Below are 21601 nucleotides of genomic sequence, written 5' to 3'. Positions count from 1 at the left end.
CAAGGGCCGGACTTCGGAAGGGAAGTCCGGCCCGATTTATCTGCGCATGAGCAGGTACAGGAAGTACGGCGCGCCGATCAGCGCCGCCATCGTGCCGGCCGCGATGCCCTCGGCCCCGCCGGTGTTGCGGCCGATCGTGTCCGCAACGAGCAGCAGCCAGCCGCCGATGAGAATCGCGAGCGGGATGGACAGCTGGTGACGCGGCCCGACGATCCGCTTCGCGATGTGCGGCGCCATCAGACCGACGAAGGCGATGGCGCCCGTCATCGAGACGGCGGCGGCGGCCAGCGCGACGGCCGCGAGCAGCAGCCAGGCGCGCTCGCGCGTGAGCGGCACGCCCAGGCCGATCGCCTCCGGTTCCCCGAGCTCGAGCAGGTTCAGCCGGCGGGCGCGCAGCAGCACGAACGGCACGAGCACGGCGAGCCACGGCAGCAGCGCGAGCACGAACGGCCAGTCCGCGCCCCAGATGCTGCCGGCCAGCCATTTCTTGATGAAATCGACCTTGAACCGGTCGACGGACGAGATCAGCACGATCATGAGCCCCGAGAGCGCGATCGAGGTGCCGGCGCCGATCAGCACGAGCCGCAGCGGATGCAGCCCGGACCCGCGGCGGTATGCCGCCAGCCAGATCAGGAGCGCGGTCGTCAGCGCGCCGGCGAAGGCGACGGCCGGCACCAGCCAGACGAAGACGCCGGCGTCGATCGGGAAGAACATGTAGTAGACCGTCACGGCGACGCCCGCGCCGGAGTTGATGCCGATGATGCCGGGATCGGCCAGCTCGTTGCGGGTGATCCCCTGCAGAATCGCGCCGGACAGCGCGAGCGCCATGCCGGCGAGCAGCGTGATCGCGATGCGCGGCAGCCGGATCGAGAACAGCACGTATTCTTCCTTGAACGTGCCCTGGCCGAGGAGTGTCGGGATCAGCCGGTCGAACGAGAGCGAGGCCTGTCCGAGCCCCATGCCCGCGACGGCGGTGACCGCGATCAGGCCGAACAGGCCGACCAGCCAGAGACGCTGCTTGCGGATCAGCTCCCTCGCCATCATGACCGTTGCCCCCCTTGGCGCGCGATGATCAGGAAGAACGGAATGCCGAGCACGGCGATGATCGCCGCCGTCGGCACTTCATAGGGTTTGCCGATCGTCCGGGCGAGCGTGTCGGCGAGCAGCAGCAGCGAGGCGCCCGCTACCGCCGCCATCGGCAGGACGCGCCGGTAGTCGGTGCCGACGAGCGCCCGCGCGATATGCGGCACCATCAGGCCGATGAACGCCATGTTGCCGACAAGGGCGACGGACACGCCGGCCAGCAGGATGACGACGCAGGACAGCACGGCCTTGACGAGGGCCGTGCGCTGCCCGAGCCCGACGGCGACGTCCTCGCTCAAGGAGAGCACCATGAGCTGCCGGGCATACAGCATCGCGGCGATCAGACCGGCGACGACGACCGGCAAGACGACGTCAAGCTGCCGCCACGTCGTGCCCATGATGCCGCCCGCCGTCCACATCGAGACGTCCTTCGACACCTTGAAGGCGATGCCGATCGCATCGGCGAGCGCGTACAGGAAGAACGAGACGCTTGATCCCGCCAGCACGAGCCGGAGCGGGGACCAGCCGTCCCGGCGCGACGCGCCGAGACCGAGGACGAGCAGCATGCCGAGCGCTGCGCCGATCGCGCCCGCGACCGTCATGCCGAAGTAGCCGAGGGAGGGGAAAAACGCAAATCCGATCGCCAGCGCCAGGTTCGCGCCCGCGGTAATGCCGAGCAGCCCGGGATCGGCGAGCGGGTTGCGCGTCATCCCCTGCATGATCGCCCCGGCGGTCGCCAGCGCCGCGCCGACGGCCATCGCGGCGATCTCCCGCGGCAGCCGGATCTCCCGGATGATCAGAATCCGGTCATTGACTTCCCGGGAGAACAGCGCTTTCCAAACATCGCGAAAAGGGATGTCCGCCGCGCCGTATACGAGCGACACGACGAACATCCCGGCCATGACCGCCGCACCGGCGGCCAGCGTCCATCCGAACGCCGCCCGGCGCGGGCGGACCGCAAGCTTCAGCACGAAGCGTCATCCTTTCCGTCACGGGCTGTTCAGGAAGAAGTCCTCGAACAGCTCGAGCTGCATTTCGAGGGTGTAGGGGTCGGTGAACGATGCGCCCTCGCCGGTCATTTCGAGCACCCGGCCGTTCTTCACGGCGGGAATGTTCTTGTACGTCTCGGTGTCCTGGAAGGACGTGTCGGCGTTCGAATATTTGCTGATGATCAGGTAGTCGCCGACGAATTCCGGCAGCACCTCGGGCGACAGCGCGTAGTAGCCGGCCTCGAGGGCGTGCTCCTTCACCTTCTCCGGCATGCCGAGGTTCATTTCCTGGTACAGCAGCTCCGTGCCGCGCGCCCAGTTGTTGCCGAACACGTAGATCGACTTGTCGTACACCTCGATGACGGTGACGGTGGCGTCCTCGCCGATCTTCGCCCTGATTTTCGCGCCGGCCTCTTCCAGCCGCTTTTTGAAGGCGTCCACCCACTCGCGGGCTTCCTTCTCCTTGTTGACCGCCTTGCCGATTTCGATGTGCATGTCGAAAATGTCGCGCGCGCCCCAGGTATACGTGACGGTGGGGGCGATTTCTCTTATTCTGTCCAGGTTCTTGGCGGTCGACAGCGCCACGATCAGGTCGGGGTCAAGTTCGATGAGCTTTTCCAGATTTTCTTCCGACGCTTCCTCCACATCCTTGAGCATCTCGGCGAACTGCACGGCGTTCTTCGACCAGATGTCGGCGCCGATAACGGGCACGCCGAGGTGCAGCAGGTTGCCGGTGAAACCGGACAGGGAGACGACGCGCCGGGGATTCGCCGGCACTTCGACCGGTCCGGTCTCCGATTCGTAGAGGATCGTATCGCCCCGGGACGATTTCGGATTTCCTCCGCCGCATGCCGTGACGACGAGCGTCAGCACCAGCAGGAGGGGGAACAGCATCTTGCGCATGAAGGCTCCACTCCTTGAACGTCGAAATGACAACCCGTTTTCGCAACGAATGATAATGATTATCAGTTTCGCCATAATGATGATAGCGGCGCGGCGTGCGCTTGTCAATGGCATTTTCATGGCGTTTCGGGCGGGGCGCCTTTTCAGCGGAACAAGCGGGCGGCGGCGTCCATCGAAACATGCGGCGAAACATTCGGGCGAAACGTGCGGGCGGAGGTTTTTTCAACGGCGGATGGCGGGAAGCAGGGAACGGATGCGGCGGCGGCGAAGGGATGCAGACAGGATGGGAGTGGCCCGCGTTTGATCCGGCGGTGACGCCCACCCGGGGAATGGGGCGGATCGCCGAGCTGTTCCGCACGTATCCCGGGACGAGGCGGTCCGGGCATCCCCAGGCGTCGTTCACCGCGAACGGGCGGCACGCGGAGGCGATTGCGGCCGAACACCCGCTCAGCCCGAAGTTCGGCATGGGTTCCCCGCTCGGCCGGCTGTACGAACTGCGCGCGAAGGTGCTGCTGCTCGGCGTCGGCTATCATGCGTGCACCGGTTTTCACCTGGCCGAGACGATGATACCGACGACGCCGGTCAAGCGGGACGGGGCGGCGATCCGGGAAAACGGCGAGCGGGTTTGGCGCTGGTTCGAGGACTATGACTACGACGCGGATGATTTCGGGGAGCTGGGCCGGGAGATGGAGCGAACCGTTCCGGTCCGGAAGGGGACGGTCGGGCAGGCGGACTGCCGGCTGTTCGGCTTGCGGGAGGCCGTTGATTTCGCCGTGCGGTGGATGACGGACAACCGGCGGAAAAAGCGAAATGGAACCTGAGCGGTTCCATTTCGCGCGCATGGGCAAGGGGCGGATGCGAAGATCCACATGCGATCCTGCCCGTCAATATGCGGTCCAGCCCGCGTCGGCCACGATGACGGCGCCGTTTACGAAGCTTGCGTCATCCGAGGCGAGGAACAGCGCGATCGTCGCAATTTCTTCCGGCTTGCCCGAGCGCGGGTTGTTGTTTGCCCCGGACATCGCCTTGCCCATGCCGAACTGGCTCGGATTGTTCATCGTGGTGCCGATGTTCGTCTCGACGCCGCCCGGCGCGATCGCGTTGCAGCGGATCCCGTATTCGCCGTATTGGAAGCCGACGTTCTTCGTGAAGCCGATGAGGGCGTGCTTCGAAGCCGTATAGGTCGCGCCCGCCCGCGAACCCTGCAGGCCGCCGATCGAAGCGATGTTGACGATGGCGCCGCTTTTCTTCTCCATGAAGATCGGCAGCACTTTGCGGGTCGTGCGCATCGGGCCGGTCGTGTTGACCGCGAAGACGCGTTCCCACAGCTCGTCGGTGATTTCGGCCGCCGGCACGAAGTTGTCCATGATGCCCGCGTTGTTGATCAGGATGTCGACGGTGCCGTACGTCTTGACGGCCGTGTCGATGAGATGCTGCACGTCTTCTTCCTTCGCCACGTTGGCCGTGACGGCGATCGCCGTGCCGCCCTTCTCCGTGATTCCTTTGACGACAGCCTGGACGCCTTCGGCGTTCAGGTCGGATGCGACAACCTTGGCGCCTTCCTGCGCGAACAGCTCGGCGATGGCCTTGCCCATGCCGGATGCCGCGCCGGTGACAATGGCGACTTTACCGGACAGTTTCATGTTCGGAGTGCCTCCTCTCGAATTGGGAACGTTCCATGAACAAATATATCAAGGATTTGGAAACGGCCGATGTGACTGGCATCACAACCCGGTGACGGCGATGGAGCGTTCGTCCGGATACGCGCCGACGCGGATTTCGGGTGCCGCTCCGGCCGATGCGGACAGTCCGGCCGATCGACACCCCGGGCCTGTCCGGCGCCTCGACGCAGCCGCATGGCTTCTTCGGCCGCCCGCCGGCCCGGCGTCGTCATGGCGTCGAAGCGGCCGCCTGCCGGCGGGCTCCGGTCCGGGGCCCCGGCGCACCGGACAAGCTCCGGTTACGACCGCGCGGCCATTTCCACATCTTCCTTCGCAATGTCCGGTCCGACACCCCGTATAGCTTGCCCCGTTTATGCCGTAAGCTTGCGACAGGGGCAGCGACTTCGGTTCCCCGGCGCGGTGACCGGCACGGTCGGAAGCCCCGGTATCCTTGATGGCATGGCGGCTGAAGCGCGGCGCCATTAGCATGAATTTGCGACGGCCGCGGCGAGCGCGTCCGCGAACGCCGAGAGCCGCTCGTCGCCGCTGTCCGCCGACCGGCGGACGAGCCACAAGTCGTTCACGACCGGTTTGTCCGGCACATGGAGCACGTGCAAGCGCCCGGCCTCGAGCTCTTCCCGGACAAGGTAGTCCGGCAGCACGCTGACGCCGAGCCCGCGCAGCACCATCGTCTTGATGACGCGCAGATCGGGCACGATGTAGTCCGGCAGGATCGCGCAGCGGACGCCGAAGGCCTGCATCCAGAAGCGGCGGATCATCGGCAGGTCGGAGCCGTAGCTGATCCACCGCTCCTTCTCCAGCGCGATGCGGACCGCCTCGGCGTCCGCACCGGGCGGGACGTCGAGCGGCCGGATGCCGACCGCCAGGAACGTCTCGACGGCGAGCCGGGAGAAGACGAGCCCGGACGTCGCGACGTGCTGCGTGGCCACGAGCAGGTCCAGCTCGCCGTCCTGCAGGAGGCGCAGCAGGGGCCGCGTCTCGCCGAACGTCAGGATGAGCCGGTACGGCGATTCCGGCAGCGCGGGGATGATTCGCTCGTGCATGAATTCGTGCGGACCGCCGAGCCGGAGGACGGGCGCCCGTCCCGGCTGCTTGAAGACGTCGTCCACCCGCTCGAGGCGGTCGACGGCCGGCGCAATCTGTGCGTAGAGCAGTTTGGCGCGCTCGGTCGGCACCATGCGGCGGGGAGTCCGGCGGAACAGCGGCTCGCCGACCTCGGCCTCCAGCGCAGCGAGATGCTGGCTGAGCGCCGGCTGGGTCATGTAGCGGGCGGCCGCGGCGGCGGAGACGGAACCATGCCGGTAGATGGCGACGAAGGAACGGAACCACTCGAAGTCAGCCATAAAAATTTTAATACCACCATGCGTTTTTCTTTATTTGGATTATAGCAGCGCATCGCATACACTGGAAGCGTGGCAGCCGGCTGCGAAACATGCATTTTCCCGGAAGAGGGGGATGGTTATGGCGGAGCGTCATGTGCTCATGGTGGTGACGAGCTGCGGCGAAATGCCGACGGGAGAGAAGACGGGGATTTGGCTGTCCGAATTTGCGGAACCTTATGAAGTGTTCCGTGAATCGGGCTTTCGGATTACGGTGGCGAGCGTGAGGGGCGGCAAGGCGCCGATCGACCCGCGCAGCCTGACGCCGGAGACGGAAGCGAAGTGGGCGGATGCGATCCGCGTGCTGGACGAGACGGTCCCGGTCGATTCGGTCGGCGCGGAAGGATTCGACGCGCTCTTCCTGCCGGGAGGACACGGCACGATGTTCGACCTGCCGGAGAACGGGAAGCTCCGGGAGCTCATCCGGACGCTCTTCGAATCGGGACGGCCGGTCGGCGCCGTCTGCCACGGTCCGGCCGGTCTCGTCGGCGTGAAGCTGTCCGACGGCACGCCCCTCGTGAAGGGCCGGAAGGTGACGGCGTTCACGAACGAGGAGGAGCGCGCCGTGAAGCTCGACCAGGTGATGCCGTTCCTGCTCGAGGACCGGCTGCGGCAGATCGGCGCGGCATTCATTGCCGCGGAGAAATGGGCCAACCACGTCGAGGTGGACGGCAAGCTGGTGACGGGCCAAAACCCGCAGTCCGGCGAGGCGGCGGCGCGGAAGCTCGCGGAGCTGGTGCTGTCCGCAACATAACGCTGCGGACCACGTTTATCCGGCCGCGTCACAGGGGCCGCAACGGTACACGGTACCGTTAACGGGCCAGTCCGCCGCGCTACGGTATGCTCCAACGGTACGTGATACCGTTGGAGGGCGAGATGGAGGATCACGGCAAAATGATCGGCCGATCGGGACCCACCATCCCGATCGGCCGGTTTTCGTTACGGCAGCACATTCCCCGCCGCGCGGTAGATCTCGTACCACTCCTCGCGGGACAGCCACACGTCGCTCGCCTTGCAGCAGTCCCGCAGGCGGTCGAGGTTCATCGTGCCGATGACCGGCTGCATCTTCGCCGGATGGCGGAGCAGCCACGCGATCGCGATCGTCGTCTTCGAGACGCCGTGATTCGCCGCGATCTCGTCGAGCTTCCGGTTCAGCTCCGGGAACTTCGGATTGTCCAGGAAGACGCCCTCGAAGAACCCGTACTGGAACGGCGACCACGGCTGGATCGTGATGTCGTGCAGGCGGCAGTAGTCGAGGACGCTGCCGTCGCGGTCAACCGCCAAATCGTTTTCCATGTTGACGTTGATGCCCTGCGAGATCATCGTCGCGTTCGTGATGCTGAGCTGGAGCTGGTTCGCGACGATCGGCTGGCGCACGTATCGCCTGAGCAGCTCGATCTGCAGCGGCTTGTGGTTCGACACGCCGAACCAGCGCACCTTGCCCGAGGCGTGCAGCCGGTCGAACGCCTCCGCCACTTCCTCGGGCTCGACGAGCGCGTCCGGACGGTGGAGCAGCAGCACGTCAAGGTAGTCCGTCTTCAGCCGCTTCAGGATGCCGTCGACGGACGACAGGATGTGTTCCTTCGAGAAATCGTACATTCCCTTGCGGATGCCGACCTTCGACTGCAGGATCATGGTGGAGCGGATTTCGGCGTTCATGCCGATCGCGTCCGCGAAGAGTTCCTCGCAGGCCCCGCCTCCGTAGATGTCCGCGTGATCGAAGAAATTTGCGCCCTCCTCGAGCGCCGCGCGGATGAATTGTTCCGCCTCCCGCTTGTCCAGACGGTTGATGCGCATGCAGCCGACCGCGATGACGGGCACCTGGAGCGTGCTGGTGCCGAGCTGAATGGTACGCATGATCGGATGGCCTCCCGGATGAGCATTTGACGGTTCCCGGCCCGGAAAATTGCGCAACGTCCGCGCCGGCCGCCGTGAATGCGTGTTCAAGAAGATTGTGGCATAACCCGTCCGTCCGGTTCAAGGAAAAAGCTTACGTTCCTTCCCCGTTGCTCCCCGCTTTTCCGCCATTTCCCGCCAGTTCCTTCCGCACGAGCGGCGCCACCCGCGTGCCGAGCAGCTCGATCGCGCGCAGCACGTCCTTGTGCGGCATCGTGCCGACGTTGACATGGAGGAAGAAGCGCGTGATGCCGAGGTTCCGGTGCAGCAGGACGATTTTCTCCGCGACGTATTCGGGATCGCCGACGTAGAGCGCGCCCCGCAGGCTGCGCGCCGCGTCGTAGGTCTCGCGGGTGTACGGCGGCCATCCCCGCTCCCGGCCGATCTTGTTCATTTGCGCCATGGTCGGCAGGAAGAACTTCTCGGCCGCCTCCTCGGTCGTATCCGCGACGAAGCCGTGCGAATGCGTCGCGATCTGCAGCTTCGAGACGTCATGGCCGGCCTGCTCCGCGGCGCGCTTGTACAGTTCGACGAGCGGCCGGAACCGCTCCGGCATGCCGCCGATGATCGCGAAGCAGACGGGAAGGCCCAGCAGGCCGGCGCGGTAGGCCGATTCCGGGTTGCCGCCCGTCGCGATCCAGACGGGCAGCGGGTTCTGCACGGCGCGCGGATAGACGCCGCGGCCGTCGATCGCGGGCCGGAATTTGCCGCGCCAGGTCACGATCTCGTTCCGGCAGACTTCGAGCAGCAGCTCCAGCTTCTCGGTGAACAGCTCGTCGTAATCCTCCAGCCTGTATCCGAACAGCGGGAACGATTCGATGAACGAGCCGCGTCCCGCCATGATCTCCGCCCGGCCGTTCGAGAGGGCGTCCAGCGTCGCGAATTGCTGGTAGACGCGGACGGGGTCGTCCGAGGACAGGACGGTCACGGCGCTCGTGAGCCGGATCCGCTTCGTGAGCGGCGCGGCGGCCGCCAGCACGACGGCCGGGGCGGAGCAGGCGTAATCGGGCCGGTGGTGCTCGCCGACGCCGTACACGTCCAGGCCGGCCTGGTCGGCGACGACGATTTCCTCCACCGCGCGGCGAATCCGCTCCGCGTGGCTGATCCGCTCGCCCGTCACCGGGTCGGGCGTCGCCTCGAGGAACGTGCTGATGCCGATCTCGATGCCTCCGGGCGGATGGTCGTAACGCTCCGTTGTGCTGCCTTGTTCGGTCATGTCTGTCGCCTCCTTCGATACTTCCAGTGTACTTGAGCCGAAGCCGTTCCACAAATATTCCCGCCGGACGGGCGGGCCTGCGGTCACGGGGGAGATGGGTCCGCCGTCCGCAACCTCGTGTCGAATGATGCGCAAAAATGAGAATCCATGATCAAAAACAACAAATCAAATTGATGCCCCCGAGGCCTTGTTGTATGTTGAAAGGAAATGAGAGCGATTTCATTGCGTTGCGCATCATGGGGCGACAGGTGTTATGCACAGGCGTTATACTCCGATTTTCTCCAAAACCGACTGGAGGGATGTGTTCATGCGTCGCCGACATCCGCTTGCCATCCTGCTGACGTGCCTGCTGCTGACGGTGCTGGCCGCGCCGGCGCACGCCGGGGGCCAAGGCCCGGGCACCGGCAACAACCCGGGCCGGCCGGCGGACAATCCGCCGCCGTCGTACACCGAAGTGTCGGTGCACGACCCGTCCATCGTCAAGCACGGCGACACGTACTACGTGTTCGGCTCGCACATCGAAGCGGCGAAATCGGCCGACCTGATGAACTGGACGCGGTTCACGAACGGCTACACGACGCCGGGCAACGTGCTGTACGGCGATCTGTCCGCGAACCTTGCCGGCTCCTTCGCCTGGGCGGGCGAGAACGACGCCGACAGCCTCGGCGGTTATGCCGTCTGGGCACCGGACGTCATCTGGAACGAGCATTTTGAGAACCCGGACGGCACGAAGGGCGCCTGGCTGATCTACTACAGCGTGTCGTCGACCTACATCCGCTCGGCGATCGGCATCGCCGCGGCCAAACGGATCGAAGGTCCTTACACCTACGTCGACACGATCGTCTATTCCGGTTTCACCCGCGACGAAGCGTACGACGCGAACAGCCGGGTGAACAAGAAGTGGACGAACACGAACCTGCCCGGGCTCATCGAAAGCGGCGTCCTGGACGGGCCGAATCCGGACTGGTTCAACGCGGACGGCTCGTACAACAACGCCCTGTATCCGAACGCGATCGACGCGAACGTGTTCTTTGACAAGGACGGCCGGCTCTGGATGGCGTACGGCTCGTGGTCGGGGGGCATTTTCATCCTGGAGCTGGACAAGCGGACGGGACGGCCAATCCATCCGGGCAGGGACGGTACGACGCCCGACGGCCGGATGATCGACCGGTACTTCGGCACGAAGATCGCCGGCGGCTACACGAAATCGGGCGAAGGCCCGTACATCGTCCACGACCGGGAGACGGATTTCTATTATCTCTTTATGTCCTACGGCTGGCTCGGCTCGGACGGCGGATACAACATCCGGGTGTTCCGCTCGAAGCGGCCGGACGGGCCGTATGTGGACACGCTCGGGCAAAACGCCGTGCTGCCGGGCAACGTCGACCACACCCCCTACGGCATCAAGCTGATGGGCAACTTCCTGTTCGAGCGGCGCGTCGGCGAACCCGGCGACGGGATCGGCTACGGCTACGTTTCGCCCGGCCACAACTCGGTCCTTTACGACAAGGCGACGGGCAAACGATTCCTCGTGTTCCATACGCGCTTTCCCGGCAAGGGCGAGATTCACGAGGTCCGCGTCCACCAGCTTTTCCTGAACAAGAAAGGGTGGCCGGTCGCCGCGCCGTACCGCTACGCCGGCGAGCAACTCGAGAAGGTGAACCGGCAGGACCTGATCGGCGAATACCGGTACATCAACCACGGCAAGGCGTATTCGGCCGCGGTCGAACGGTCGGGCTACATCCGGCTGAATCCGGACAACACGATCAGCGGCGACGTCCGGGGCAGGTGGAAAAAGACGGGCCACTACGACGCGGAACTGACGATCGACGGCAAGACGTACGACGGCGTATTCGTGAAGCAGTGGGACCCGGTGTCGGAAGCCTGGGTGATGACGTTCACCGCCGTTTCGGATGAAGGCGTGGCGATCTGGGGCAGCAGGCTGGAAGAACGGACCGCCGCGCAGATCGTGCAGGATATCGTGGCCGACCTATCGCTCGGCGATACGAGCGCCGTCACCGGCAATCTGACCCTGCCGACGGAAGGGACGCGCCGCGCGCGGATTGCATGGACGACGTCCGAACCGGGCGTCGTGACGGAGACCGGTGTCGTGACGCGGCCGCCGGCGGGAGCGGAACCGGCCTCGGCGGTGCTGACCGCAACGATCACGTACGGGTCGGAGCGCGCGGTGAAGGCATTCCCGATCACGGTGCTGCCGCGCCGCCCGGCGACGCTGACCGCGCATTACGCCTTTGAGGACAATCTGGACGATGCCACGGGGCGTTTCGGCTCCGGCACCTTGACCGGCGACCGGATCGACAAGACGGGCGGCGCCATCGGTTTTGCGGACGGCAAGATCGGCCGCGCCGCCGTGTTCGACGGCGCGTCGGGCGTCCGGCTGCCGGACGGGCTGATCCGGGGCGACGCGTATTCCGTGTCGGTCTGGCTGAAGCCGGAGCGGCTGACGATGTACACGACGACGTTCTTCGGCGCGCGCAGCCCCGAGAGCTGGGTCAGCCTCGTGCCGCTCGGACCGGTCGGCGGGCAGACGATGGTCTGGTCCGGCAGCGACTGGTACGACGGCGTCACGGGGCTCACGATTCCGACCGGCGAATGGTCGCATCTTGCGTTCACGGTGGACGGTGGCGAGCTCGTCGTCTACGTGAACGGGGAAGAGCGGTTCCGGGGCGCGAACTTCCCGCACGTGTTCACCGTACCGGATGCGGTCTTCGCGCTCGGCGTGAACTGGTGGGACCCGCCCTATCAGGGTTTGATGGACGAGCTGCGCATCTACGAAGGCGCGTTGTCGCCGTCCGACGTCGCCGATTTGGCGGCCGCGGGCGGTTGATGACCCAAGGGGTCGGGAACTCCGCGAAGCCGAAGCGAAAAGGCGGCGGCTGCATAACCGACACTTCCGGGGCAAAGCCGGCGCAAGGCCCGAAGGTCTTCCGCCGGCTTTCCTGTCGGCCCCGATTGGCCGGCCCGGCCGGTCGAATGCGGCGGCTTCCGTTCCCTCGGGGGCGGAGGTCCTTTCATTTATATCAAATTCTGATAAATCCCATAAGATCAATTTGATTGAATCCTGCCCCGCGCTGTGCTACTCTAAATAAATAATGCATATCAATTTACTCGGAATACGAGGCATGAAGACGGAACGCAACACAGCGGGGTGGATACGTTGGTGCTTCACGAGACGAACAGTCCGTTCAGCCGGGAGCAGGCGGAGCTGCTCAACAAGCTGCTGCCGACGCTGACGGACGGACAGCGCTTCTGGCTGTGCGGCTATCTGGCCGCAACCTTGAGCGGCGCCTCCGCGGCGGCGCCGGCGCCCGCCGCGCAGGCGGCTGCGGGCGGGACGGTCGCGTCCCCGGCGGCCCCGCAGGCGGCCGCGCCCCAGGCGGCGTCCGCCGCGCCCGCGGTGCCGGCGCTGCCGAAGGAAGCGACCGTGCTTTACGGTTCGCAGACCGGCAACAGCAAGAAGGTGGCGAACCAGCTGGCCGAGCGGCTGAAGGGGGCGGGCTACGAGGTCACGGTCAGCGCCATGAACGATTTCAAGACGAACGCGCTGAAGAAGGTGACCCGTCTGTTCATCGTCGTCAGCACGCACGGCGAAGGCGAGCCGCCGGACAACGCCCTCTCCTTCTACGAATTCCTCCACAGCAAGCGGGCGCCGCGGCTCGACGGCCTGCCGTTTTCGGTGCTGGCGCTCGGCGACACGTCCTACGAGAAGTTCTGCCAGACCGGCAAGGATTTCGACAAGCGGCTGGAGGAGCTCGGCGGCCGGCGGATCGCGCCGCGCGTCGACTGCGACGTCGACTTCGAGGATGCGGCGAACGGATGGATCGAGAGCGTGCTCGCCGCGCTGGCGGACGAGGAGGCGGCTTCGGCGGCCGGAGCCGTCCCGGCCGGCGGAGCTTCAGGCGCGGCCGAAGCGGCCGTCGCCGCGGCGGTTCCGTCGGCTCCTGCGGCCCCGGCGGCGGCCTATTCCCGTTCGAATCCGTTCCGCGCCGCGGTGCTCGAGAACCTGAACCTGAACGGCCGCGGCTCCGACCGCGAGACGCGCCACGTCGAGCTCTCGCTCGAAGGATCGGGGCTGACCTACGAGCCGGGCGACGCCCTCGGCATCTATCCGGAGAACCGCCCGCAGCTCGTCGAGGAGCTGATCGAGGCGGCGGGCTGGAAGGCGGACGAACCCGTGCCGGCCGGCAAGGACGGCGAGCTGCCGCTTCGGGAGGCGCTCATCCGGCACTATGAGATCACGGTGCTGACGAAGCCGCTGCTTGAGCAGGCGGCGGAGCTGACGGGCCATCCGAAGCTGAAGGAGCTGACGGCGCCGGGCCGCGAGCAGGCGCTGCGCGAATACATCGCGGGGCGCGATCTCGTCGACTTGATCCGCGATTTCGAACTGAAGGGCGTGCCGGCGAAGACGTTCGTGCCGATCCTCCGGAAAATTCCGCCGCGGCTCTATTCGATCGCGAGCAGCCTGAAGGCGCACCCGGACGAAGCGCATCTCACGATCCGCAAGGTCGTCTACGAGGCGCACGGCCGCACGCGGTACGGCGTCTGCTCGACCTACGTCGCCGAACGGGCCGAACCGGGCTCGGAGCTTCCGGTCTTTGTGCAGCAGAACGAGAACTTCCGGCTGCCCGCCGACCCGGACGCGCCGATCATCATGATCGGTCCGGGCACGGGCGTCGCGCCGTTCCGGGCGTTCCTCGAGGAGCGGGAGGAGACCGGAGCCGGAGGCAAGTCGTGGCTGTTTTTCGGCGACCGGCATTTCTTCACCGACTTCCTCTACCAGGTCGAGTGGCAGCGCTGGCTGAAGAACGGCGTGCTGACGCGGATGGATGTCGCGTTCTCCCGCGACCAGGAACGCAAAATCTACGTGCAGCACCGGATGCTCGAGAAGGCGAAGGAGCTGTACGCATGGCTCGAGGAAGGCGCGTACGTCTATGTCTGCGGCGACAAGTCGCGGATGGCGCAGGACGTCCACGCGGCGCTCGAGACGGTCATCCGCCGGGAGGGCGGGCTGAGCGAGGACGAGGCCGCCGAGTATCTGAAGCGGATGCAGCAGGAGCGCCGCTATCAGCGCGACGTTTACTGATGAAGCCTGCCTGAAACCTTACGTGCGAAAGCGAGGCAACGCGACATGTTCGGCAACAACCTGATGAACCCGAACAGCAAGCCCCACAGCGACGTCGAAGCGGTCAAGCGGAAGAGCCGCTACCTGCGGGGCACGCTGGCGGAGACGCTTGAAGATCCGCTGACCGGCTCGATTCCCGAGGATGACAACAAGCTGCTGAAATTTCACGGCAGCTACATGCAGGACGACCGGGACCTCCGGAACGAGCGGGCGAAGCAGAAGCTGGAACCGGCGTACCAGTTCATGGTGCGGGTGCGGGCGGCCGGCGGCATCATGACACCGCGGCAGTGGCTCGTGATGGACGAGCTCGCCCGAAAATACGGCAACGGCACGATCCGGCTCACGACGCGCCAGTCGATCCAGTTCCACGGCGTCATCAAATGGAATTTGAAGCGGCTGATCAGGGAAGTCAACGACGCGCTGCTCACGACAATCGCGGCGTGCGGCGACGTGAACCGGAACGTCATGTGCAACCCGAACCCGTATCAGTCGGAAGTGCACGCGGAAGTCTATGAGTGGGCGCAGGCGATCAGCCGGCACCTCGAACCGCGCACGCGGGCGTATGCCGAAATCTGGCTCGACGGGGAGAAGGTGTACGACAGCCGGGAAGGCGCGGAAGAGGAGCCGATCTACGGCCCCGTCTATCTGCCGCGCAAGTTCAAAATCGGCATCGCCGTCCCGCCGTCCAACGACGTCGACGTGTTCTCGCAGGATCTCGGCTTCATCGCGATCCACGAGAACGGCAGGCTGCTCGGCTTCAACGTCGTCGTCGGCGGCGGGATGGGCATGACCCACGGCGACCCGTCCACCTATCCGCAGATCGGCAAGGTGATCGGGTTCACCGTGCCGGAGCGGGTCGTCGACGTCGCGGAGAAGGTCGTCACGATCCAGCGCGACTACGGCGACCGCGCGAACCGGAAACACGCGCGCCTGAAGTACACGATTGACGACCGCGGGCTCGACTGGTTCACCGGCGAGCTGAACCGGCGCCTCGGCTGGGAGCTGGAGCCGGCGCGGCCGTACCGGTTCGAGCACAACGGCGACCGCTACGGCTGGGTGAAGGGCACGGGCGGCCGGTGGCATTTCACGCTGTTCATCCAGAACGGCCGGGTGAAGGACACGGAAGACTACAAGCTGATGACCGCGCTGCGGGAGATCGCGAAGATCCACACGGGCGATTTCCGGCTGACGCCGAACCAGAACCTGATCATCGGCAGCGTCACGAGCCGGAAGAAAAAGGAAATCGAGGCGCTCATCCGGGAGTACGGCATCACGGACGGGAAGAACTACTCCGCGCTGCGCCGCAACTCGATGGCCTGCGTCGCGCTGCCGACGTGCGGCCTCGCGATGGCCGAATCGGAGCGCTACCTGCCGACGCTGCTGGACAAGATCGAGGCGATTCTGGACGAGGCGGGCCTGCGCGACGAAGAGATCGTCATCCGCATGACCGGCTGTCCGAACGGATGCGCCCGCCCGGCGTTGGCCGAGATCGCCTTCATCGGCAAAGCGGTCGGCAAATACAACATGTACCTGGGCGGCGGTTTCGCCGGCGAGCGGCTCAACAAGCTGTACCGGGAGAACATCGGCGAGGAGGAGATCCTGCGCGAGCTCCGGCCGATCCTGTTCCACTACGCGCGGGAGCGGAAGGAAGGCGAGCGCTTCGGCGACTTCTGCATCCGCGCGGGCTATGTGACAGAAGTGAAGGACGGACGGGATTTCCACAGCTGAAAACCGCCGAAGCCGCGCGACGGCCGGCGGGGGCCGCGAGCCGTTCCCCGTCGGGCATGCGTCTCATGACAAGCGGAATGGTACGGACTCCGTGAAAGCGGGGTCCATTTTTTATGGTACGCCCGGCATGGGCTTCATCCCCGGCAGCCGTTTTCGGAGAGGACGACCGGCAGACGGATCATAATATAACCGCATATAGCCGCTCGGTTGACGCCGTCCTGCTCGGTGTTGCGGGCCCTGGAAAAATCATCCCCCGGGGAAAGCATGGCGCAGGGCCGGATGCGGGGCCGCGCGGATCATCCTTCCGGCGGGGATCCTCTCCACGTCGTCGGACCCCCTGTATTCGGGTTGACAACGATCCGGTCATCGGACTATATTTTTAAATCATATAAATATTAAACAGTTGAAAATATCGGGGTGTCACGATGGAGTCGGATGTCCGCAGGATCGCCGTGTCGTTGGTGAAGCTGCAAAAGCAGCTCAACGCCGCCCTGGCGCAGCATCCGGAGATGCCGGTCACGCTTCCGCAGCTCATGCTGCTGAATCTGACGCATCAGCACGGACCGTACCGGCTGACGGATCTCGCCACAAAAATCGAGGTGAAGCCGAGCGCCGTCACCGTGATGGTCGACCGGCTCGAGAAGCGCGGATTTGTCCGGCGCGTTCCGGATCCCGGCGACCGCCGTGCCGTGCTCGTCGAGGTGACGGAGGAGGGCCGGGGCGCGCTGCGCAAGGCGTGGAACCTGCGCGAGGAGCTGCTCGGCCGCGTCACGGCGCGTCTTGGGTCGGAAGAAGTGAAACTGCTTGCGGATTTGCTCGAGCGGCTGACCGGAGAGCGCGCGCGGACCGGCTTCTGAATCGGGACACCCGGAGACAAGGAGAGAAACCGCACCTTATGGATGCCATGGAAGATCTGTCGCCCAAACGCAAACTTACCATCATGATCGCCATCCTGGCCGCGATGTTCTTCGCCGCCATCAACCAGACGATCGTCAGCACGGCCATGCCGCGCATCATTGCCGTTCTGGAGGGCGTGGACTACTACACGTGGGTCATTACGATCTACATGCTGACGTCGACGATCGCGACCGTCCTCGTCGGGAAGCTGTCGGACATTTACGGGCGCAAGCCGTTCCTGCTCGGAGGGATCCTGTTCTTCCTGATCGGCGCGTTCCTGTGCGGCTTCTCGCAGAACATTCTGCAGCTCATCATGTTCCGGGGCATCCAGGGCATCGGCGCGGGCGTCATCATGTCCTCGGCCTTCACCGCCGTCGGCGACCTGTTCGCGCCGCGCGAGCGCGGCAAATGGAGCGGCATCATGATGTCCGCCTTCGGCTTCTCCAGCATTCTCGGCCCGACGCTGGGCGGATGGCTCGTCGATCACATGGACTGGCACTGGCTGTTCTGGATTTTCCTGCCGCTCGGCGTCGTCGCCTTCGCCCTCATTCTGGTGCTGTTCCCGAAGACGGCTCGTCGCGAATCCGAGACGATCGACTGGTTCGGCTCGCTGTTTCTCAGCCTCGCGATCATCGCGCTCCTGCTCGGGTTCTCCTGGGCCGGCACGCGCTATGACTGGGATTCGCCGCCGATCATCGGGCTGTTCGCGGCGGCGGCCTTCTTCACGGTCATTTTCGTATGGGTGGAAAAGAACGCCGGCAGCCCGGTTCTGCCGCTGTATCTTTTCCGCAACGACATCGTCACGATCTCCAACGTCATCGGCTTCCTGATGAACGCGGGCATGATGGGCGCGCTCATCTACATCTCGTTCTTCGTCCAGGGCGTCGAGGGCATCGCGCCGACGTACGCCGGATACGTGACGATCCCGATGTCGCTTTCGATGGTGATCATGAGCACGGTCATCGGCCGGTACATTACGAAGACCGGCAAATACAAGCGCTATGTGCTGATCGGCATGCCGATCATGATCATCGGGATGCTCATGATGGCGTTCATGGACAACGTCTGGACGGCGGTGGCCGCGATGCTCGTGTTCGGCGTCGGGCTCGGCGTCGGCATGCCCGTCTTCTCGCTGACGGTGCAGAATGCGGTCAGCCCGGCCGATCTGGGCGTCGCGACCGCATCCTCGCAGCTCTTCCGGAACATCGGCGGCACGATCGGGATCGCCGTGCTTGGCACGGTCATGTCGACGAGTCTGAAGGCGAACCTGAAGGAGAAAATGGCGCAAGGCGGGCAAGCGCCGGCGCAGTTCGACGAAGCGACACGGGAACAGCTCGCATCGCTGACGGACCCGAACATGCTGCTCGACCAGCCGAAGCTGAAGGAAACGATCGCGTCGCTGCCGGCGGATCTCCAGCCGATCGCGAACCGGATCGTCGAAGCGCTGCGCGAAGCGCTCGCCTCGTCGCTGACCGTCGTGTTCCTGTGGGGCACGGCAATCGTCGCCGCGGCGGCCCTGCTGACGTTCTTCCTGCGGGAAATTCCGCTGCGCACGTCGAACCGGATGCCGAAGGAGGCGGACGGGGCGCGCGTCGTGCAGCAACCGGAACCGGTTCGTTGAGCACCGGTTCGATCCGGCGGGGATCCGGCGATCCCCGCCCGGATGCATGGATTTGCGGAAAAATGTGAACCCTGTTATTGCGGAACTTGTCGAAAGCGTATACAATACACTAATCGATGTTTCATCGATTTGGCAACGGCGCCGTGCCCTGTCCCGAGGGCGGTGCCGGCCCGGGGTTCGAAACCGCGAATCAGATGCATCTGGAGGGATCGATCATGGCCAGAACAACGATCAACGTACCGGAAAACCCCGTATCGCATTTTCTGTTCAATGACACACGCTCGGCCTGGATTTGGCTCATCATCCGGCTGTACCTCGGCTGGAAATGGCTCGAAGCGGGCTGGCACAAGGTTACCTCGGACGCCTGGGTCGGAGCGAACGCCGGCGCGGCGGTGGAAGGGTTCGTCCGGAAGGCGGTGGAAGAGGACAGGGCGATCACCGGCTGGTACGCGTCGTTCCTGGAGAATGTCGCCCTGCCGAACGCGAAGGTGTTCGGCTATATGGTCGCCTTCGGCGAAGTGCTCGTCGGCCTCGGCCTCATCCTCGGGCTCCTGACGGGCATTGCGGCGTTCTTCGGCTCGTTCATGAACGTCAGCTTCCTGTTCGCGGGAACGCTGAGCACGAACCCGCTGCTGTTCATTCTGGCAACCTGGATCGTGCTCGCCTGGAAGGTCGCCGGTTGGTACGGCCTCGACCGCTGGGCGCTGCCGCTGCTCGGGACGCCGTGGGGCAGGGTCAGCCGGTAAGCCCGGCGCGGTGATACATACGGAAAAGGCTGCGATGCATCCGGTCATCGCAGCCTTTTTTTGTTGTGCGCGGCGCGGTTCAGCGTGGCCGGTGGGCCGATCCGGTTCGCGATCAGGCGGCGCTCGTCCTCGTCGAGCCCGTAGAGCGCCATGATGCGCCGGTCGATCGCCTCGTACAGCCCGAGCCGCTCCTCCGGATCCCCGCAGGCGATCAGCCGGTCGACGAGCGCGACGATCTCCTCCTGTTCCTCCGGCGGACACGCCGGAAGCGGCAGCGACTCGAGATGGCGCCGCAGCACCTTCACGGAAGCGTGCGCGAGGGCGTGGTAGAACCGGACGGGCCGGGAATTGAGCGCCGCGAGCACATATTTCAGGCGGTAGCCCGGCGCGCGCGGAATGATGATGTTCGCGCTGTTCAGCGTGAGCCGCTGCCGGTCGTCCCAGGCGAAGACGAGGTCCGAGCCGATGAACCGGTAGATCAGCTTCTCCGGGGCCCGGTAGAGCGCCTCGGGCGCGGTCTGCTGGAACCGGTCCGGTTCGAACAGGATATACCGCCCCGAATGGCCGAGACCGTAAGCGGACACGTCGGCGCCCCGCAGCACCGGCTCCCATCCCGGCGGGACCCCGGCCTCCGGGAACTCCCGCACGTGGGCGCGGTTGTCGCCGGTGACGATGCCGAGGGCGAAATCGCACCGGTCCTTGAGGCTCCAGACGCCGGGAGCGGCGCGCATCCGCTCGAGGACGGCGTGCTCCGCGCCCGAGGCGCGCACGTTGAACGCGCAGCCCGGGTTCGTTCGAAACCGCCGCTGCGCGATCGATTCGGTCCGGCCGCGCTCGTCCCGGACGGCGACGGTATGTTCCGGCGCGGGCGGACGTTTGCGCAGCGTCAGCGTGACGACCGGGCTGCTGACACCCGCGAACGGGGAGCCGGCCAGCGCGATCCCGAGCATCTCGGCATGCTCCGCGATGAGGCGGCGCGTCCCGGCGTGCCGGTCCACCGTGAGCAGCGATTCGGGCAGGACGTAGGCGAGCACGCCGCCGTCTTCGAGCCATGACAGGCCCGCCTCGATGAACAGGCCGAACGATTCCGTCCCGAAGGCGGACGCGGTCCGGAAGCGGCGTTGCAGCCGCTCCGCCTCCTCGGGTGCGAACCGGAACCCCCACGGCGGATTGCCGATGACCAGATCGTACCGGCCGTCGCCGGGAAATTCGGATGCCGGTGCGTGCAGCGCGTCCTGCCGGCGGATCGGGAATTCGGCCGGCAGCGCGCCTGATCCGTCCGGCTCGGCGAGCAGGGCCAGGTTGAGCCGCGCCAGGCATACGGCCGTATCGTCGATGTCGCAGCCCGCCAGCGTGCCGCGCTCCCGGAGCAGCCGGTCGGCTTCGCGGGGGTCGAGGCCGCGCGCGGTCAGCCGGCGCTTCAGCGCCAGAAAGACGCGGATCAGCACGTTGCCCGATCCGCAGCACGGGTCGATGACGCGCGGCAGGCCGCCGGTATCCGGCCATTCCCCGAGCGCGTCGTACACGAGCGATTCGACGATGGCGGACGGCGTGTAATAGGCGCCCGTCAGCTTGCGGCTGCGCAGGCGGGCGAGCGACAGGTGGACGAGGCCGAGGAGATCGTCGCCTTCCACGTAGACGACGGGGAGCTGCGCCAGCTCGCGCAGCCGGCGGAGCGCATCCCCGTCGGGCTGCGGGGAGCCCGTCCCGCCATCGGAACGATACAAGGCTTCGAGCAGCGGCCTGAAGCCGCCGGCATCCAGCCGGCCCCCCAGGTACCGCTCGGCCAGGCTTTCTCCACCAGGGGCGGGCTGCGCGGCGAGGTGTCCGCGGCTCATGAGCAGCTTGAGCGCCAGCTCCAGCAGCGCGAGCCGCGGGTCGAGCCGGTCCCCGGCGATCTCCGCCGCCTGCTTCGCCAGCTGTTCGTACGCCTTCGTCCGGACGTAGCCGGCCGGGACGAAGGCGCCGTCCGCCGCGGTCTTGTTGCGGCGGCTCCGAAGCCGCGCCATGCGGCCCGAATCGAGCGACTCCTTCAGCGCTTCGACTTCCGCCCGCTCGAAGGCGAGCGACCTTCCGACGCGGATGCCGCGCAGCCGCCCGGCCTTCGCCCAGTTGCGCACCGACGCGGTGGAAATCGACAGCATGCGGGCCGCTTCGGCGACCGTGATCCATTCCTTCACGATCGATCACCTCCCATCCCTGCGGCGCCCGTGCCGGCGGCCGCATCCGGCAGGCCGCGGCATCCGCCCGACGACCCCATTATAGCGGAAATCGCGGGCCGGATCGCGGGGCTCCTTTTCCGGCCGGCCCGCCGCCGC

The 21601-nt window shown here is 65.8% G+C and carries 16 protein-coding genes; 8 read left to right on the top strand and 8 right to left on the bottom strand.

All coding sequences use genetic code 11. The annotated features are described in order from the left end of the window. Window positions 1–36 precede the first annotated feature (36 nt). Genes A9Z00_RS01410 through A9Z00_RS01400 form a run of 3 tightly spaced genes read right to left on the bottom strand, consistent with a single transcriptional unit; the run spans window position 37 to window position 2975 of the window. Window positions 37–1044 carry a FecCD family ABC transporter permease gene (locus A9Z00_RS01410; RefSeq protein ID WP_296973566.1) on the bottom strand — a complete coding sequence of 336 codons (1008 nt, stop codon included), beginning with the start codon at window positions 1042–1044 and terminating at the stop codon, window positions 37–39. Next, entirely contained in the window at window positions 1041–2051 is a 1011-nt protein-coding gene (locus A9Z00_RS01405) for a FecCD family ABC transporter permease (RefSeq protein ID WP_483316247.1), read from the bottom strand. Before A9Z00_RS01405 ends, A9Z00_RS01410 begins: the two co-directional genes overlap by 4 nt. Window positions 2052–2072: 21 nt before the next feature. Next, window positions 2073–2975 carry an iron-hydroxamate ABC transporter substrate-binding protein gene (locus tag A9Z00_RS01400; protein WP_296973565.1) on the bottom strand — a complete coding sequence of 301 codons (903 nt, stop codon included), beginning with the start codon at window positions 2973–2975 and terminating at the stop codon, window positions 2073–2075. 272 nt (window positions 2976–3247) lie between these two features. Here A9Z00_RS01400 and A9Z00_RS01395 point away from each other — a divergent pair, with 272 nt between their 5' ends. Next, window positions 3248–3796, top strand: coding sequence for an AAC(3) family N-acetyltransferase (locus A9Z00_RS01395; RefSeq protein WP_296973563.1), 549 nt, complete (start codon window positions 3248–3250; stop codon window positions 3794–3796). Window positions 3797–3859: 63 nt separating this feature from the next. Here the strand turns inward: A9Z00_RS01395 and A9Z00_RS01390 are convergent, their stop codons facing one another. Together A9Z00_RS01390 and A9Z00_RS01385 are read right to left on the bottom strand one after the other, a co-directional pair. After that, the gene (locus A9Z00_RS01390) at window positions 3860–4618 is read right to left on the bottom strand and encodes an SDR family oxidoreductase (protein ID WP_296973561.1); all 759 of its coding nucleotides are present in this window, start codon (window positions 4616–4618) and stop codon (window positions 3860–3862) included. 500 nt (window positions 4619–5118) lie between these two features. Beyond that, window positions 5119–6000: a LysR family transcriptional regulator gene (locus tag A9Z00_RS01385; RefSeq protein ID WP_296973560.1), complete on the bottom strand. Its 882-nt coding sequence runs from the start codon at window positions 5998–6000 to the stop codon at window positions 5119–5121. A gap of 118 nt (window positions 6001–6118) precedes the next feature. Between A9Z00_RS01385 and A9Z00_RS01380 the strand changes: the two genes are divergently transcribed. Continuing rightward, on the top strand, window positions 6119–6790 hold the full coding sequence (locus A9Z00_RS01380; RefSeq protein ID WP_296973558.1) for a type 1 glutamine amidotransferase domain-containing protein: 672 nt from the start codon (window positions 6119–6121) through the stop codon (window positions 6788–6790). 185 nt (window positions 6791–6975) lie between these two features. Here the strand turns inward: A9Z00_RS01380 and A9Z00_RS01375 are convergent, their stop codons facing one another. Both A9Z00_RS01375 and A9Z00_RS01370 read right to left on the bottom strand, forming a co-directional pair. Then, window positions 6976–7893, bottom strand: a complete 918-nt coding sequence (locus tag A9Z00_RS01375; protein WP_296973555.1) for an aldo/keto reductase — start codon at window positions 7891–7893, stop codon at window positions 6976–6978. A 133-nt stretch (window positions 7894–8026) separates the two neighbouring features. Beyond that, window positions 8027–9148, bottom strand: a complete 1122-nt coding sequence (locus A9Z00_RS01370) for an LLM class flavin-dependent oxidoreductase (RefSeq protein ID WP_296973553.1) — start codon at window positions 9146–9148, stop codon at window positions 8027–8029. Window positions 9149–9455: 307 nt separating this feature from the next. On the opposite strand from A9Z00_RS01370, the gene A9Z00_RS01365 reads away from it, so the two are divergent. From A9Z00_RS01365 to A9Z00_RS01340, 6 genes are all read left to right on the top strand, one after another. Continuing rightward, window positions 9456–11996 (top strand): LamG-like jellyroll fold domain-containing protein, encoded by a 2541-nt coding sequence (locus tag A9Z00_RS01365; RefSeq protein ID WP_296973551.1) that lies wholly within the window; start codon window positions 9456–9458, stop codon window positions 11994–11996. Between the two features lie 330 nt (window positions 11997–12326). Then, window positions 12327–14252 (top strand): assimilatory sulfite reductase (NADPH) flavoprotein subunit, encoded by a 1926-nt coding sequence (locus tag A9Z00_RS01360; RefSeq protein ID WP_296973549.1) that lies wholly within the window; start codon window positions 12327–12329, stop codon window positions 14250–14252. Window positions 14253–14297: 45 nt separating this feature from the next. Further along, window positions 14298–16019, top strand: coding sequence for an assimilatory sulfite reductase (NADPH) hemoprotein subunit (cysI, locus tag A9Z00_RS01355; RefSeq protein ID WP_296973548.1), 1722 nt, complete (start codon window positions 14298–14300; stop codon window positions 16017–16019). A 425-nt stretch (window positions 16020–16444) separates the two neighbouring features. Further along, complete coding sequence (locus A9Z00_RS01350; protein ID WP_296973545.1) at window positions 16445–16876, top strand: MarR family winged helix-turn-helix transcriptional regulator; 432 nt, start codon at window positions 16445–16447, stop codon at window positions 16874–16876. A gap of 47 nt (window positions 16877–16923) precedes the next feature. After that, the gene (locus A9Z00_RS01345; RefSeq protein ID WP_296973643.1) at window positions 16924–18537 is read left to right on the top strand and encodes an MDR family MFS transporter; all 1614 of its coding nucleotides are present in this window, start codon (window positions 16924–16926) and stop codon (window positions 18535–18537) included. A 215-nt stretch (window positions 18538–18752) separates the two neighbouring features. Then, on the top strand, window positions 18753–19283 hold the full coding sequence (locus tag A9Z00_RS01340) for a DoxX family membrane protein (RefSeq protein WP_296973544.1): 531 nt from the start codon (window positions 18753–18755) through the stop codon (window positions 19281–19283). Between the two features lie 44 nt (window positions 19284–19327). Here the strand turns inward: A9Z00_RS01340 and A9Z00_RS01335 are convergent, their stop codons facing one another. Next, the gene (locus A9Z00_RS01335; protein WP_296973541.1) at window positions 19328–21463 is read right to left on the bottom strand and encodes a TaqI-like C-terminal specificity domain-containing protein; all 2136 of its coding nucleotides are present in this window, start codon (window positions 21461–21463) and stop codon (window positions 19328–19330) included. Window positions 21464–21601: the final 138 nt, after the last annotated feature.

Source organism: Thermobacillus sp. ZCTH02-B1, from assembly GCF_002159085.1.
In the GTDB taxonomy this organism is placed as follows: Bacteria; Bacillota; Bacilli; order Paenibacillales; family Paenibacillaceae; genus Thermobacillus.
The sequence above is the reverse complement of the archived record's forward strand: the minus strand, read 5'-3'. Positions and strand labels throughout refer to the sequence as shown.